Source organism: Porcipelethomonas sp., assembly GCF_051893655.1.
Lineage (GTDB): Bacteria > Bacillota > Clostridia > Oscillospirales > Ruminococcaceae > Porcipelethomonas.
Genome location: NZ_JBJFHN010000041.1, coordinates 1 through 16852, shown reverse-complemented (window position 1 = coordinate 16852; position 16852 = coordinate 1). Strand labels below are relative to the sequence as shown.

General features: G+C 37.0%; 12 protein-coding genes and 1 tRNA gene. 8 read left to right on the top strand and 5 right to left on the bottom strand.

Features of this window, described 5'->3' with window-relative positions:
* Positions 1–80 precede the first annotated feature (80 nt).
* The 4 genes from ACI4WO_RS02200 (at position 81) to ACI4WO_RS02185 (ending at position 5897) form a co-directional block, all read left to right on the top strand.
* Positions 81–2228 carry a Tex family protein gene (locus ACI4WO_RS02200; RefSeq protein ID WP_439805923.1) on the top strand — a complete coding sequence of 716 codons (2148 nt, stop codon included), beginning with the start codon at positions 81–83 and terminating at the stop codon, positions 2226–2228.
* A gap of 70 nt (positions 2229–2298) precedes the next feature.
* Positions 2299–4959: a glycoside hydrolase family 9 protein gene (locus ACI4WO_RS02195; protein WP_439805922.1), complete on the top strand. Its 2661-nt coding sequence runs from the start codon at positions 2299–2301 to the stop codon at positions 4957–4959.
* A 172-nt stretch (positions 4960–5131) separates the two neighbouring features.
* Entirely contained in the window at positions 5132–5413 is a 282-nt protein-coding gene (gene spoIIID, locus ACI4WO_RS02190) for a sporulation transcriptional regulator SpoIIID (RefSeq protein WP_439805921.1), read from the top strand.
* A gap of 250 nt (positions 5414–5663) precedes the next feature.
* Positions 5664–5897: a hypothetical protein gene (locus tag ACI4WO_RS02185; protein WP_439805920.1), complete on the top strand. Its 234-nt coding sequence runs from the start codon at positions 5664–5666 to the stop codon at positions 5895–5897.
* A gap of 50 nt (positions 5898–5947) precedes the next feature.
* On the opposite strand, the gene ACI4WO_RS02180 is transcribed toward ACI4WO_RS02185, so the two are convergent.
* Entirely contained in the window at positions 5948–6517 is a 570-nt protein-coding gene (locus ACI4WO_RS02180; RefSeq protein ID WP_439805919.1) for an ANTAR domain-containing response regulator, read from the bottom strand.
* A 14-nt stretch (positions 6518–6531) separates the two neighbouring features.
* Positions 6532–7821 carry a glutamine synthetase family protein gene (locus ACI4WO_RS02175; protein ID WP_439805918.1) on the bottom strand — a complete coding sequence of 430 codons (1290 nt, stop codon included), beginning with the start codon at positions 7819–7821 and terminating at the stop codon, positions 6532–6534.
* Between the two features lie 648 nt (positions 7822–8469).
* On the opposite strand from ACI4WO_RS02175, the gene ACI4WO_RS02170 reads away from it, so the two are divergent.
* Positions 8470–10197 (top strand): ammonium transporter, encoded by a 1728-nt coding sequence (locus tag ACI4WO_RS02170; RefSeq protein WP_439805917.1) that lies wholly within the window; start codon positions 8470–8472, stop codon positions 10195–10197.
* Positions 10198–10428: 231 nt separating this feature from the next.
* Here the strand turns inward: ACI4WO_RS02170 and ACI4WO_RS02165 are convergent.
* A tRNA-Gln gene (locus tag ACI4WO_RS02165) sits at positions 10429–10504 on the bottom strand.
* 181 nt (positions 10505–10685) lie between these two features.
* Here ACI4WO_RS02165 and ACI4WO_RS02160 point away from each other — a divergent pair.
* On the top strand, positions 10686–11579 hold the full coding sequence (locus ACI4WO_RS02160) for a diacylglycerol/lipid kinase family protein (RefSeq protein WP_439805916.1): 894 nt from the start codon (positions 10686–10688) through the stop codon (positions 11577–11579).
* A 64-nt stretch (positions 11580–11643) separates the two neighbouring features.
* Here the strand turns inward: ACI4WO_RS02160 and ACI4WO_RS02155 are convergent, their stop codons facing one another.
* Positions 11644–13377 carry a dockerin type I domain-containing protein gene (locus ACI4WO_RS02155; protein ID WP_439805915.1) on the bottom strand — a complete coding sequence of 578 codons (1734 nt, stop codon included), beginning with the start codon at positions 13375–13377 and terminating at the stop codon, positions 11644–11646.
* Between the two features lie 458 nt (positions 13378–13835).
* Positions 13836–14477, bottom strand: a complete 642-nt coding sequence (locus ACI4WO_RS02150) for an orotate phosphoribosyltransferase (protein ID WP_439805914.1) — start codon at positions 14475–14477, stop codon at positions 13836–13838.
* A 207-nt stretch (positions 14478–14684) separates the two neighbouring features.
* Between ACI4WO_RS02150 and ACI4WO_RS02145 the strand changes: the two genes are divergently transcribed.
* Both ACI4WO_RS02145 and ACI4WO_RS02140 read left to right on the top strand, forming a co-directional pair.
* Entirely contained in the window at positions 14685–15629 is a 945-nt protein-coding gene (locus tag ACI4WO_RS02145) for a glycoside hydrolase family 25 protein (RefSeq protein WP_439805913.1), read from the top strand.
* 125 nt (positions 15630–15754) lie between these two features.
* The coding region (locus ACI4WO_RS02140) for a carbohydrate-binding domain-containing protein (protein ID WP_439805912.1) at positions 15755–16852 on the top strand (1098 nt) is incomplete at its 3' end.

The following is a 16852-nucleotide window of genomic DNA, read 5'->3' as shown; positions in this document are numbered from 1 at the left end:
ATCCTTTATAATTTTAGGTTGAAAAAAAGTGTAAAAAGTGCTAAAATTATATTATTATACTTTTTGAAAGGCAGTAAATTATGGATATTAAGAAAACATTAGCAGAAGAATTTAAACTCAGACAGGAACAGGTTGACAATACAGTTGCACTGATTGACGACGGTAAAACAATACCATTTATCGCCCGGTACAGAAAAGAGCTTACAGGTTCTCTTGATGACCAGATGCTTCGTGCACTCAATGACAGACTTACATATCTGCGTAATCTGGAAAACAGGAAAAATGAAGTAAGCTCGTCAATTGAGGATCAGGGCAAGCTGACAGAAGAAATTTCAGCGGCACTGGAAAAGGCTGTAACTCTTGTAGAAGTTGAGGATATATACAGACCATTCAAGCCTAAAAGAAAAACCAGAGCAAGCGTTGCCCGTGACAGGGGACTTGAACCGCTGGCAGATTTTATTATCGGTCAGGATAACAACAGCGATCCGGAATCAGAAGCTGAAAAATTTATTAATACTGAAAAGGAAATTGAAACGGCTGACGCTGCTTTGCAGGGTGCAATGGATATAATTGCCGAAGATATTTCAGATAATGCAGAACTAAGAAAGAAAATAAGAAGTCTATATGAAAAGGCTGGAAAAATCGAATCCAAAGCTACTGATGAAGAAGCTGAAACGGTTTATCAGAATTACTATGAATTCAGTGAGGGCGTATCAAAAATTGCCGGACACAGAATTCTGGCACTTGACAGAGGTGAAAAGGAAGGTGCATTAAAAGTTTCTGTAGCAATTGATGAGGAATTTTGTTATTCCGTTGCTGAGAGTATGTATGTTAAAAATAACAGTAAATGCGGAGAACTCGTTAAAACAGCTGCTCAGGACAGTTGTAAGCGTCTTATAATGCCGTCAGTGGAGCGTGAAATAAGAGCAGAGCTTACTGCTAAAGCCGCAGAGGGTGCTATTAAAGTATTTTCATCTAATTTAAGACAGCTTCTTTTGCAGCCGCCTGTAAAAAATCAGATTACCTTAGGGTTTGACCCTGGTTATGCTCATGGCTGCAAGACAGCAGTTGTTGACAGTACCGGTAAGGTTCTTGATTCAGCAATAGTATATCCTACTTTCCGTAAGGGAAAGGATGAAGCAGCTAAAGCCAGAATCAAATCTATAATTGAGAAAAACGGAGTAACTGCAATTGCTATCGGAAACGGTACGGCTTCAAGAGAAAGCGAAGCTCTTATTGCTGAGATACTTCATGAAATACCGCAGAAGGTAAGCTATATGGTTGTAAGCGAAGCAGGTGCATCTGTTTACTCTGCATCAAAGCTTGCAGCGGAAGAATTTCCTGAATTTGACGTATCGATAAGAGGTGCGATTTCAATTGCAAGACGTTTGCAGGATCCTTTAGCAGAGCTTGTAAAGATTGACCCGAAGGCAATAGGCGTGGGACAGTATCAGCATGACATGCCTAAAGCACGAATGGACGAAGCTTTAGGCGGCGTTGTAGAGGACTGTGTTAACTCAGTGGGCGTTGACCTTAATACTGCGTCATACTCTTTGCTATCTTATATATCGGGTATCAATAACTCAGTAGCTAAAAATATTGTGGCATACCGTGAAGAAAACGGTGCTTTTACTGACAGAAAGCAGCTTCTGAAAGTACCTAAGCTTGGCAAAAAGGCATTTGAACAGTGCGCAGGATTTCTGCGTGTAAGGGACGGTAAAAATCCTCTTGACAATACGGCAGTTCATCCAGAAAGCTATGAAGCTGCAAAGAAACTGATAGATGAATGCGGATTCAGGCTTGCTGATATCGGTACTGCAGAAATGGGAAAAATCAAAGATACTGTTAATCAAAGGGGAAGAAAATCAGTATGTGAAAAGCTGGGAATCGGTGTTCCTACCCTTTCGGATATAATTGAAGAGTTGCAGAAACCCGGACGTGATCCCCGTGATGAGCTGCCTGCTCCCCTTATGAGAAGCGGAGATATTATGGAAATCAAGGATCTTAAGCCGGGTATGGAACTTGTGGGGACAGTCAGAAATGTAATTGATTTTGGTGCGTTTGTTGATATCGGGGTTCATGAGGACGGTCTGGTGCATATTTCTCAGATTTGCGATAAGTTTATTAAGCATCCCCTTGAAGTCGTAAAAGTTGGAGAGATTGTGAAAGTAAAGGTTTTAGACGTAGATGTTAAAAGAAAAAGAATTGCACTTACTATGAAAATATAGTCTTAAAAATTCTTTTTTCCCCTTTACATAATTGAAAAAATATAGTAATATGAAAACAGGAGGGAATGTAATGATAAAAAACAAAATTAAGAAATCAGCTGTACTGATAGCAGTTTCAGCGGTGACAGCTTTAAATGTAATTGGTACCTCAATTACTCCGTCAACATTTGTTTCTGCCGGACAGCTTCTGGGACAAACTGATTTTGAAGACGGTGTAGGTCTTCCATGGCATGTCTGTGAATCCCAGCCGGGTGAAATGGATTTTGAAATTTCTGACGGCGTATATAAAATAACTATTGTAAATCCGGGCGGTGCTTCCAGAGGGGGAGAGGACAGATGGGACTGTCAGTTCCGCCACAGAGGAATAACAATAGCAAGCGGCAACACATATAAAGTCTCATTTGAAATTACTGCAAGTAATGACTGCACATATTATACTAAAATCGGTGATATGGCAGAACCTTATGCAGAAGACTGGCATGGTGAACCAGATCCGTCACAGTATGACGCATTCTGGAATGTTCAGCAGCTTCAGGCAAACCAGACTAAAAAAGTAGAGGGAACTTTTACTGCAAACAGAACAGCTGAAGTAGAATGGGCATTTCATATCGGCGGTGATACTGTTCCGGAGGGTACGGTTTTTACCTTTGACAATATGTCCCTTGAATGTACTACCAGTGATGAGTATGACTATCAGCCGGAAGAAGAATGGGTGCGTTCTGATATTCTTACCAATCAGCTGGGGTATTTTGAGAATATGAATAAAAAAGCAACACTGCTTTCAGATTCCTCATCATCTGTAAAATTTGAGCTTAAGGATTCAGGCGGACAAACTGTTTTTGAGGGTGAATCCGAGCCTATGGGTCTTGATGCAGATTCAGGTGACAATGTTCACAAGCTGGATTTTTCTGATTTCACTACGGCAGGCACATATTATCTTGAAGCTGAGGACGGTGCAAAAAGCCGTGAATTTGAAATTGGCAGCAGTGAAATTTATTCCTACATGCTTTATGACGCTTTGAATTATTTTTATCAGAACAGAAGCGGTATTGAGATAGAAAGCCAGTATATTATTTCAGGTGACAGCAGTTCTCTTGCAAGAGCTGCAGGACATCCGTCTGATGTGGCGACAATTGAACAGACTTGGGGATATTCCGGGAGTCAGGGTACTCAGGATGTTTCCGGGGGCTGGTATGATGCAGGAGATCACGGAAAATATGTTGTAAACGGCGGAATTTCACTGTGGACTATGCAGAATCAGTATGAAATGGCTGTGAAAAATGGTACTGAATCTGTTTATGCCGACGGTACTATGAGTATTCCGGAAAATTCCAATGGTTATCCTGATCTTCTTGACGAATCAAGATATGAAATGGAATGGATGTTTAAGATGATGGTCAAAGAGGGTGAATATGCCAATATGGTATATCACAAGGTTCATGACATAAAATGGACAGCCCTTGCTCTCGCACCGGCAGATGATCCGGAGGAACGTATAATAAAACCGCCTACAACTGCTGCAACTCTTAATATGTCGGCATGTGCAGCACAGGCATATCGCCTGTGGAAGGATATAGATCCGCAGTTTGCTGAAACTTGTCTTACAAATGCAAAATCGGCTTATGATGCCGCTAAAAGCCATCCGGATATGTATGCCCCATTGGATGAATCAGTAGGCGGAGGACCTTATGGTGATGATGATGTAACTGACGAATTTTACTGGGCAGCATGTGAGCTGTTTCTGGCTACAGGTGATTTGAGTTATAAGCAGGACGTTGAAGCTTCTGAACATTATATGAAAATGGATGTAAAGCTTTCAGGAGGCGAGGATGTTGACAGCTGCGGAAGCTTTAACTGGGGACATGTTGCAGCGTTAGGCAATCTTTCAATGGCACTTAATACAGATAAGCTGGATTCCTCTGAAAAGGATATGCTTACAGAATGCATCTCCGGTGCAGCTGATTATTTTGAGGAACTGACTGAGAATCAGGGGTATGGTCAGCCATATGAATCAAGTACAATAAGCTATGAAATTGATAGGAATGGATATATATGGGGTTCAAATTCATTTGTAATGAATAATAATATTATAATGGCTTATGCTTATGAACTGACAGGTAATGATGATTATCTTGAGGGAGTTATAAGCGGTATGGACTATATTCTGGGAAGAAATCCTATGGACTATTCTTATGTAACCGGATATGGGAGTCATGCCGTAAAAAATCCTCATCACAGATGGTGGTCACATCAGGTTGATGAAAGTTTTCCGGAGGCTCCTAATGGCGTTTTAGTTGGGGGACCGAATTCCGGAATGCAAGATCCATGGGTTAAGGGTTCTGGCTGGAAACCGGGAGAAATTGCTCCTGCAAAATGCTATATGGATAATATTGAAGCATGGTCAGTCAATGAATGTACTATAAACTGGAATACCCCTTTGGCGTGGGTAACGGCTTATGTGGCAGATAAAAACGGCGGAGTTATTGTGACTCAGGGAAGCAGTGATGCAGACGCTAATAAATCTGACGGTGACAATACTCAGAATTCGGCTGCTGGTAAGAATCAGCAGAACGATTATAAGGAATCATCCGATAAGAAAAACAGCAATAAAAATGAAAGCTACGGCGGATGGGGACTTGTTCCGATTTTTATTGGAATAACTGCGGCAGCTATTATAATAGAAATTGCAGTTTACTGCATTAAACATTCAAAAAAGAAAAATAAAGGTTAATATATTTGAAGAGGGGACGCTTTGTAAGTGAAAGCGTCCCCTTATTTACTTTAAACCGAAGTTTTTATACAGTCTGTAAGGCAGGCACCTCCTGCCTTTTTTATTTTTACTCAATAATAAATTGTCTGCTTCAAGCATATAATTAACAAAAAAGTGTATTGGAGTGAGTTGAGTGAAAGGTCAGCCGAATGACAGAGCAGTAATTTTAGGACAATACATATTGGAGAATAATGCTACTGTAAGAGCAACAGCAAAGAAATTCGGAATAAGTAAAAGTACAGTACATAAAGATGTAAGTGAAAGATTGCCGAAAATACAGCCCCGGCTTTATCCGGAGGTTAAAAAAATATTAGAAACCAATAAACAGGAACGTCATATAAGAGGAGGTCTTGCAACAAAGAAAAAATATGAGGAAATGGCAAAAAAAAATAAAAAAAACTGCGGTAATGATTAATTACCGCAGGCATATATATCAAAGCAGATGTTCAGTTCTGATTCCTGAAGCTATTCTGAGGGCAGTATTGCCACTTGCAGAAATGTAAACGGAGCTGAATATCCGCTTATTTTATTTTATGCTGAAATTTGTAATTTGCAACAAGGAAGTTTTAATAATTTTTTTGGTAAAAAATCCCACTAAAATATTGTAGTTTTATGAAAAATATGATAAAATAAAAGTACAAATAAAATTTCGGGAGCATTAATCAATGTATGACGCTAATAAGAACAGTAATATATATTATATAATAGAAGTATATATTGATAATCAAAAATTATATGTGTATACAAAAAGAGTGGGAGTTCATTTTCCGGATATGGCAAAGAAATTCGTACATAGGCGATCAGCAGTAAGATATTATAAGGATTCGGAATTCATGAAATCAGAATGCTATTACAGAATTTTAAAATATGATAAGAAAAAAGATAAGATAATAATATAGGCAATACCGATAATGGTATTGCCTGAAAAAAGACGTCTGTTAAGACGCCTTTATGTTTCATAAGTTGACAGAATACGCTGTGCAACTTCTTTTCTTGTTTGTCGTGTATCCATTGCCTGCTTTTCAATATAGCGATGAGCCTGAGGTTCTGTAAATTTCAGGTATTGAATCAGACAGCATTTTGCACGATTAATAAGACGGATTTCTTCAATTTTAGTCTGAAGCTTAAAATTTTCATTTTGCAGACCAAGCATTCTTGAACGTGTTGCAGATACAAGTCTGATGGACTGGTGAAATATAGTTTTATTAACAGGCTTTGAAACAACGCATATACCGTAACAGCTGAGTTTGTCCGCTACATCTTCAGCAATATCAGATTTACATATCAGAATTATACCTGAGTTTGAGCATTCGGCAATTTTTATTGAAAGTTCATGTCCGAATTCATCAGACAGTGGGGTATTAATAACAACAAGCTCATATTCAGTCTGATTAATACATCGTCTTGCATCATTACCGCTTTGGGTATTGGTAATCTGGGTGTAACCGGATTCCCTTAAAAGCTGTGATAACAATGCGATACCTTTGTCAGAGCCTGATGCTAAAAGTACTCTGTCCATAAAAGTCACAACCTTTAAATAGAATTAAAATAAAATTCATCTTCAAATTTAATTTTATCATCTGCCATATTATATTTGGTCAGCGTATAATCCAGATTACTGAATACGGCATCATAAATTTCAGGGGACAGATTCATTTTTACAAAATCACTTGCTTTTGCCAGTTCAACAGCTTCCCGGAGGCTTTCCGGAAGTTCATCAAATTTAGCCGGGGTATCACCAGTAAATGTTTTTTGGCTGAGAACAGTTTTGTTATCTATACCTTCAAAGCCTGCTGCCAGCAGAAGTTTGAAAACAATGTAAGGATTGCATGCAGCATCTGCTGAGCGAATTTCTATTCTGGGGTGCTTTCCGGCAGTATAAGGAATTCTTATCAGCTGGGAACGGTTTTCGAATGACCAGTTTACATATTTAGGTGCAAAATTTTCTCCGAATCTCTTATATGAATTGGTTATAGGATTTAAAAAACATGTAATTTCTCTGATTCTGTTGAGAATTCCGGCAACAAAATGGCTTCCGATTTCTGTCTGGTTTTCAGGGGTAGGTGAGAAAATATGCTCGTTATCTTTCTTGATGGCAATGCTTATGTGAAGACCGCTTCCGGGCTGATTTTCAATAGGCTTTGGCATAAATGTTGCAAAAAGACCATTTTGTGCGGCAATATTTTTTACAACAGTTTTATAGTAAACCATATTGTCAGCGGCACTTAAAACGTCGCTTCTCTTAAAATCAATTTCATTCTGTCCCGGACCGTAAGTATGTCTTGAGCTTTGCGGATTGAATCCCATTTCTTCGAGGGACAGGCATATTTCACGTCTTACATTTTCACATTTGTCCAGCGGTGCAATATCAAGATAGCTTGCATTGTCATGCGGAATTTTTGTAGGGTCTCCGTTATCATCTGTGTTGAAAAGATAAAATTCACATTTTGTTCCTATTTCACAGCTGTAACCTTGTCCCTTGAGCGTATTTATGTATTCTGTCAGCTCGTTTCTGAGGTCACCCTTATACTCGGTTCCGTCAGTGCATTTAATGTTGCAGAAAAATCTGATTACTCTTCCGGATTTTGGTCTCCAGGGGAGAACGGACAAGGTTGAAATATCCGGAAACAGCAAAAGATCCGAATGACATCCTGCCAGAGCAGTAGCATCAAAAGGTATGCCGTGTTCAAAAGCATATGGGAGTTCATCAGGCATAATTGCAATATTTTTAAGATTGCCGTAAATGTCCGTAAAGGTAAGCCTGATAAACTTGACATCATTTTCTTCTACAAAGCTTAATATTTCTTTAGGTGTGTAATTCATAATCATAAGCTCCATTATCCATTTATTTTTATAAAATATTTTTAAGCATAAAAATAAACAAGGATAGTCAACTATCCTTAATTCACATTATACTACTTTTTTGCGAATATGTAAAGTATTATGAGGTTTGTTTTTTGATTTTTGCAGCTGTCTGCTATACTGATTTTATGTTGGTACAGGTTTAAAAAAATAAAAGTGCCATTAGCACTGTACAAACATACAACAATACTGATGAACACCTTTGTTCTTTATTTCATAATAATACTGCATTTTTTAAAAAAAGTCAAGTACTTTCTTTCAAAAATTAAGTTTTTTCTCATAAGAATTTTTCCGGAGTTCATTCAGGTTACTTGAATTTTCATCAAAAAATATAGTTAAAAAGGCAGAATTTTGAAAAATATTTTTTTATCTGATAAAAAATCAGAAAATTTTTTTTGTTTTCCAATAAAAGTATTTATAGTATAAATTTAGAGTTAAATAAAAAAACTTTATTTTTTTAAAAAAAGTGCTTGACAAAATGAAATGTTTGGTATATACTTAAAACATGGACAGCAAAGGTGCTGAAAAAGAAATGTTGTGTTTCTTTTTCAGTGCCTTTTTTATTTGCCGGCAAAGCAGTCAAAATTAATTATTTGGAGGATGATAATCATGGATGAACTTTATGGTGTATGGTTTTTAATCGGTGCCGCATTAGTATTCTTTATGCAGTGCGGATTTGCAATGGTGGAGACAGGCTTTACCAGAGCAAAGAATGCCGGTAACATTATAATGAAGAACCTGATGGATTTTTGTATTGGTACTGTAGTATTTGTACTTTTGGGTTTTGGTCTTCTTTTGGGAGAAGATACATTTTTCGGTTTGATTGGTAAACCAAACTGGCAGATTTTTACTGACTATGCAAATTTTGATTGGTCTAATTTTGTATTTAACCTTGTATTCTGTGCAACAACAGCAACTATTGTTTCAGGTGCTATGGCAGAAAGAACAAAGTTTATTTCATATTGTGTTTATTCCGGCGTTATTTCAGCAGTTGTTTATCCTATTGAAGCACACTGGATCTGGGGCAATGGCTGGTTGCAGCAGTGGGGATTCCACGATTTTGCCGGTTCATGTGCAATTCACATGGTAGGCGGTATATCAGCTCTTATTGGTGCAGCTATTTTGGGTCCTCGTATCGGTAAATTTGACAGGGATAAAAACGGCAAGGTAACAAAGGTTCATGCTATTCCGGGACATTCACTGACACTTGGTGCTTTGGGCGTATTTATTCTGTGGTTTGGCTGGTATGGATTTAATGGTGCTGCCGCAACCTCTCTCGGACAGTTAGGTTCTATTTTCGTTGCAACAACTATTGCTCCTGCAATTGCTACATGCACATGTATGGTATTTACATGGATTAAATATGGCAAGCCTGATGTTTCAATGTGTTTGAATGCTTCTCTGGCTGGTCTCGTTGGTATCACAGCAGGATGTGATGTTACAGATGCTTTGGGTTCTGCAATTATTGGCATTGTATCAGGTCTTCTGGTAGTATTCGGAGTATGGCTTCTGGATCATAAGCTTCATATTGATGATCCTGTAGGTGCTGTTGCAGTACATATGATGAATGGTATCTGGGGTACATTGGCTGTTGGTCTGTTTGCAACAACATCTGTACCTGGAAATGACACTCTTGAAGGTCTTTTCTATGGCGGTGGATTCTCATTGTTCGGTAAACAGCTTGTCGGAGTACTCTCGGTAGGTGCATGGGCAGCAGTTCTTATGACTATTACTTTCTTTGTAATAAAGGCAACAATCGGACTCAGAGCTTCTAAAGAAGAAGAAATCATTGGTCTGGATGCTACAGAGCATAATCTTCCTTCAAGCTATGCTGACTTTATGCCTTCAGCAGCTAGTATATCTGAAATTCGTGAGCAGGGTGCTGCTGCTGGTATCAATACAGCAAATGCCGTACCTGTTGAACAGGCTGTTCCTGTTACTATTAAAACAAAGGAAACTACTGACGGCAGTCCGAAACTTACAAAACTTTCGATTATCTGTAAACCTGAAAAGCTTGAAGCACTTAAAACTTCTCTCAGTGCAATCGGCGTAAAGGGTATTACGGTTACAAACGTTATGGGTTATGGTACTCAAAAGGGTCAGAAGACTTATTATCGTGGTGTTGAACGTGATGAGGTTCAGCTTCTTCCTAAGACTAAGGTTGAGGTTGTTGTTTCACAGGTTCCTGTTGAAACTGTTGTTAATACTGCTAAGCGTGCACTTTATACAGGCAACATCGGTGATGGTAAAATCTTCATCTTTGACGTTGAAAATGTTGTTAAAGTCAGAACAGGTGAAGTTGGCTATGACGCACTTCAGGGTGAAGACGACGCATAATTTAATAATATCAAATCCCCCATTTTTGGGGGATTTTTTTGTTTTAAAAAGTTTAAATCTATCAGTTTGGAAAATACTTCCATTTTTACCGGAGATTTTTATTATATTGAGAAAAAAGTACCTTAATTTTGTATTAAAATTAAGGTACTAATATGTCTTTTAAGAAACAGATGAAAATTAAATGGTAGGACAATAAAAATGGATTCCATTTATGGAATCCATTTTTTTCATTGGTTGGGGTGGTAGGATTTGAACCCACGGAATGGAGGAGTCAGAGTCCTCTGCCTTACCACTTGGCGACACCCCAGTATTTTATTTTTGCATCTCATCTCGACTGCTTAATTATTATATCACATTAAATTTCGTTTGTCAACACTTTTTTGAAAAAAATTTGAAAATTTTTCAAAAAATAAATTGAAATAAATATTGAATTGAATCGAAGTTTAATGTATAATAAAATTATGTACAAATGAAAGGCAGATTATTCAATGAAAAAACTTTATTTTATATTTAATTTGCAGTCAGGTAAAGCAACTATAGGTTCAAAGCTTGGAAATGTTATTGATATGTTTACTAAGGCAGGGTATGAGGTTACTGCAAGACCCACTCAGGAAAGATTGGATGCTTGCGCCGCATCTAAATACGCATGCAGCATGGGATATGATCTTATAGTATGTTCCGGGGGAGACGGAACACTTAATGAAGTGATTCAGGGGGTTATGAAATCAGAAGATAAAGTTCCTATAGGATATATACCTGCTGGTTCTACAAATGACTTTGCAAGGGGAGTAGGTATTCCTAAAGGAATTATTGAAGCAGCCCAGTGGATTATAGATGGAAAACCGTATTCATGCGATATAGGCAGTTTTAATGATAAATATTTTACGTATATAGCGGCTTTCGGTGCATTTATTGAAGTTACCTATGAAACCTCTCAGCAGGCGAAAAACAAGCTGGGACATGCTGCATATATTTTAAACGGACTTACTAAATTAAAAAGTATTAAATCTTACCACATGAAAATTACTTATGATAATGAGACTATTGAGGACGATTATATTTTTGGTATGGTAACTAATTCTTCTTCAGTTGCCGGATTGCTTTCACTTAATGATTTTCTTCTTGATGACGGACTTTATGAGGTTACACTCATAAAAACACCTAGCAATCCTCTTGATTTACAGAGAATTATTCATTCACTTCTTAATATTGATATAGATATTGATACCGCATATATTAAATCATTCAGAACATCAAAAATCATATTTGAATGTGACGAAGAAATACAGTGGACTATAGACGGAGAGTTCGGAGGAGCATATAAAGTTACAAACGTATGCAATAACAGACAAGCTATAGAACTTATGGCTAACAGAGAATAAATGTTCATATCTTTATGTATAAAATTAAAGCGGAACTGATTAAAAGTTCCGCTTTTTATTATACTCAACCTGAATATTTATTTGCAACATATTTTGCAATAGCTGCTGCATCTCTTATATTTACCTGTGAATCTTCATTATAATCTGACCATGAAGGAAGCTCGCTGTTTTTTTGCTGAGCAACTTTTCTTGCAATTAATGCCGCATCCTGAACATTGACGATTCCATCACTGTTGGCATCGCCTCTGGTGTCTATGGCAACAAATTTTTTTCCGAATTCCTGTGCATAAATCTGTGCTGCGGAATCAGTGTATCCATAAATAGTAGTATTAATGCTTATAGCATTATCAACATTCTCAATTTCGCAATCAGGATTGTTGATACGCAGACTTTTTAATTTTCCACGCATTCCAAAAAATGTGCCTGAAATTTTAGTGACCGGCAGCATTTTTATTGTTGACGGAATAACAATTGAGGTTGCTGAACTGTCACAGTCAATAGCTTCTGCATGATCACTGTAAAGGATATAGGAAACCTTATTGCTGGTATACGATATATCTGAGTAATCTACATCTCCGTCATTATTTTTATCTAACAGAAATTGCTGGAATTCGGTTATACTCTGTTCATAATTGATCCATTTTATTGCTGCTTCAATATCACTGTCATCAACACAATGATCAAGATTTGTATCTCCGTCTTTGCCGATTTTTGCATTGAAAGTGCTTGCAATAATCATATTATTATATTCAACTGTAAATGGAATTACATAATCAAATGTTTCACCATTATATGTTGATTTGGGAGTAGTATTAAAATAAATTTTATTAGCAGCCGATATTTCTTTGCCGTCAATATAAATTTTTATTCCGTCCCTGAAAAATTCCTTTTCACTGGATTTGTACCATTGAAGCTTGTTATCCTTTTCAATTTCGCTTAAATCAATTGATATACTTATGCCTGTTGTAGAAGAAACAGTTGTTACAAAGGACGTCACTGTTGATATTGATGCTGAGTCAGAAGCACTGACAGACGAAACAGCAGTTACAGTAGTTTCCGATTGTATATCTGTTTGTGTAGTATCAGTTAACAAAGGCTCTGTAGACGGTTCTGTAGACAGTTCATTGTCTGATATTTGAATTATTCCGTTTCCTATGGATATTTTTTCAAAATCTCCGTCTGAATTACCAAATGAAATGACATATAATTTAATGTCATAGATTGTATTGGCTTTTTCGTCATCTGAAATTATAAAATCAAGTGATGAAAGTTCAGATTCAAGACCGTTGACATCTGCAAAAACGGCAGTAATTTTACCGTCCTCAAAATTTGTGATTTCAGCATTTGAAAAACTTGTTTTTTCATCGGGCGTTAAGCTGTTTGGATATTCAATTACTACTGCTGCTGCCTGAGCGTCAGTGTTTTCATCAAATTTCAGCTGAAGACTGGCAGTACTGCCCGGAGATGTTTCTGTTTCAGACAGAAATATCTTGTTTCCATCATCATCAGATTCCTTATATATATGTTCTTCTGATATAATATATTTGTATAATTCATCCGAATCATTTTCATCTACAGTTCCGTCACTGTTAATATCAGCGGATTCATCATAAGTATTATTTAAAATGATTTCATTGAGTAAAAGTGAATCATACACATCAACATATCCGTCAGCATTGATATCACCTTTTAATGATGGATTCTGGATCTCAGTATCTGCCCCGGCACTAATTTCCATAGAGCTTAATGCCATAAGCAATGAAGCAGCAATACAAATACATTTTCTTGTAAACTTCATTAATCAACCTCCTTAATATATAGATGAGACAAGTAAAATGTGACTCGTTATCTATTTACCATATTTTGCGGTTGTCACCTTAGGTTACAGGCAAAACGGTACTTTTAATTTATTGTTGCTCCGCCGAATAAGGCAAAATTTAACTGGCGAAGCAATAATACAACACTATTTTAACATATTTTCCATGTTTATGTCAATATTTCAGTTAATCGGAATTATCAAAAGTCCCATTTCCTTATTTGAGTCATTATTATTAGGCTGAATTTTTTATAATTTAGTTTTTTCATCTGGCTTAGAAAGCTTGCTTTGCTGCCCATTTTTTCTGTTTAGTGCAGAAAAATAAGGCAATACCGCACAATTAATGGCTATCGCCTTTACCGTACATCTGCACGACAATAATTATGCGTTATTGCCTTAAATCCCATACTGGCGGTATGAGATTTTTAAGTAACATTATATCAGATTTTTGAATAACCGAAACTGTTGATAATAGCGTCAACCTTCTGACCGGATTCACATAGCTTGCAGTGATTTGCCGGCATTGTTTCATAGGAGTTCAGATCGTCTGATGAGAAAATAGAATTTATTTCTATTCCGTTATAGTCCTTAATAGCACTGAATATTGATGAAATTCCTGCGAGATGACCGTTGTAATACTGAAGGCATTCAACAGAACGGTTTATAGTTTTGCCTGTTGACGCTGAGGAAATCAGAAGAAGAATCTGTTTGCCGAAAATATCCTTCTGGATATTATCACGGAAAATCATCTGATTATTAGCATTTGTTTCAGGAGTTATAACGCATATATCTTTTCCGCTGTTAATGGAAGTGTGTCCTTCTTTTGCAAGCTCTCTTGCAAGGAATGCACCGATAATTTCAGTACCTTCAAGACAAATAATTGTATCAACTGAAAGGGTTGAAATATATGCCTTTGCAAGTTCTCTTGCAGTTTCTTTTGCAATTGCATGATGAGTTTTGATCTTTGTCATATCAACATAATAGTTAACATGAGAGTGGTTTGTTGCAAAGTGACCTGGGATAACTCCTATTTTAATTTTGCTGTTTGTTCTGGATTTAATTTCTATTATTCTTGTTTCCATATTTTATTACCTCCATAAAGAAATTTCAGTAGCATAATTATAACACATTATACATAATATGTCAACCGGGAAACAGGGGATTTGTAAAAAATACACCATATCAAAATTAATATTTACTTTTATACGTTTTTATGGTATGATAAAAATGAATATGGCATATCTTTTATTTGAATGCCGGATTTTGAATTGTGAAAGGAGAAAATTGAAATGAAGTCCGCCATAAAAAATATACTTATAATAGTAGAGACAATTCTTATTATTTTTCTGACAATTTCAGTGGTATTTCTTTACAGAAACAGGAATGACGCTGTTGAAACAATGGGTAAAGCTGATTCCGATTCAAAGGATACTGCCGCAGAAATAGAACGGAAAGTCAATGATAATTATTATGAGCTGAGCGGTAAAAAAATACTTCTTGAGGATGGAACATACGGTGAAATATGGATTCCGGTACTTGAAAATGTTCCTGCATTTTCAAAGAATATTGACCAGATAAAATCCAGAAACGGCAGAAAATTTTATGTTGACGATTCAGAAATCACTTCACTTCTGGGAGTTGACGTTTCCGTTCATCAGGATAATATAGACTGGAATAAGGTCAAGGAATCGGGAATCGACTTTGCAATGGTTCGCTTAGGATACAGAGGCTATGGAACAGGGGAAGCTCATCTGGATGAAAATTATGCTGAAAACATTCAGGGGGCAAGAGATGCCGGGATTGATGCGGGAGTATATTTCTTCTCCCAGGCAGTTACTGCTGGGGAAGCTGTTGAAGAGGCAAATCTTGTAATTGAGAGCCTTGAAGGGCTGGATATTAATTATCCCGTAGTATATGACTGGGAAATTATTTATGATGATACAGCACGTACTGACGATGTTTCAGTAGATGTTCTGACAGACTGCTGTGTTGCGTTTTGTGAAACAATAAAGAATGCCGGATATACACCGATGATATATCAGAATAAGCGTACTACAATTTTCAAGCTTGATTTGAACAGGCTTACAGATTATGATTTCTGGCTTGCTGAATATAATTCAGAACCTACATATTATTACGATTTTGATATGTGGCAGTATACAAGTACGGGACAGGTTCCGGGTATAGAAGGAGATGTGGACTTAAACATTAGCTTTAAGGATTACAGTAAATAAATTTTAATATTTTCGTTTGATTTACAGGATAATTTCACATAAATTTAACAAAAAAATATTAAACTGTATAATAGATAGAAAAAGGAAAATCACAGAGGGGCACTTTATAAAAAGGCGTGATTTTTTTGAAAAAATTAAAAACAATGTTAAGAACACTCATTTTTGTATCAGTTATTTCGGCTTCATTATCAGGATGCAGTAATGAAACAGGTATCCAGTCTTCATCTGAGGCGGAACTTCAGAGCGTTTCTGAAAGCTTGTCATCAGCAGAAAGTTCAGTGCAGCCAATAAAAAATGAAGTTTCACAGTCACAGTATTTTGATGAAAAAGATCTTTTGACTGATTATAAAGATGTTACTGCAAGCATAAAGTTAAGTAACAGCAATGCAGAAATTGACGGAACAGGTGCAGAATATAAGGATGGGGTAATTTCACTGACATCCGGCGGTACATTTGTTTTCAGCGGGGAAATGTCGGACGGACGGATTTATGTAAATAACAGTCAGGAAACTCATATTGTATTTGACGGAGTAAATATCAGCTGTTCTTCTTATTCTCCGTTTTTTGTTGAAAATTCAGACAAGGTTATTCTTACTCTTGCTGACGGTACTCAAAATAGTCTGTCAGACAGTGCAAATTATATTTATGAAAACGGAGAGGAAAATGAACCGGACGCAGTTATATTCAGTAAGGACGATTTGTCTGTAAACGGCGGAGGTTCTCTTGAAATAAAAGCAAATTATAACGAGGGAATAACCTGTAAGGATGATCTGCGTATTGCACAATGCAGTCTTAATATTTCTTCTGTGGGCAATGCTGTTAAGGGCAAGGATTCTGTGGCAGTAAATGCAGCAGACATTATAATCAATTCTCAGGAAGACGGCATAAAAACTTCCAACACTGATGAAGCTGATAAAGGCTATATGGTTTTTGAAAGCGGAACATTTGATATTACCTCTTTGCAGGACGCAGTACAGGCTGAAGGTACTCTGACAATAAACGGCGGTGAATATACAATTAAATCCGGAAACAGGGAAGAGCTGTCAGATACCGCAAATCAGGACAATGGTAACTTCGGAAGAGGTTTTATGGGACAGGAAGGCAATCAGAACAAGACAGAAGAAAGTCAGAAAGCTCTTAAAGCATCCGGAAATATTGCTATAAATGACGGCGTTATTGCAGCTGACAGTGAGGATGACAGCGTTCACTCAAACGGAAATGTT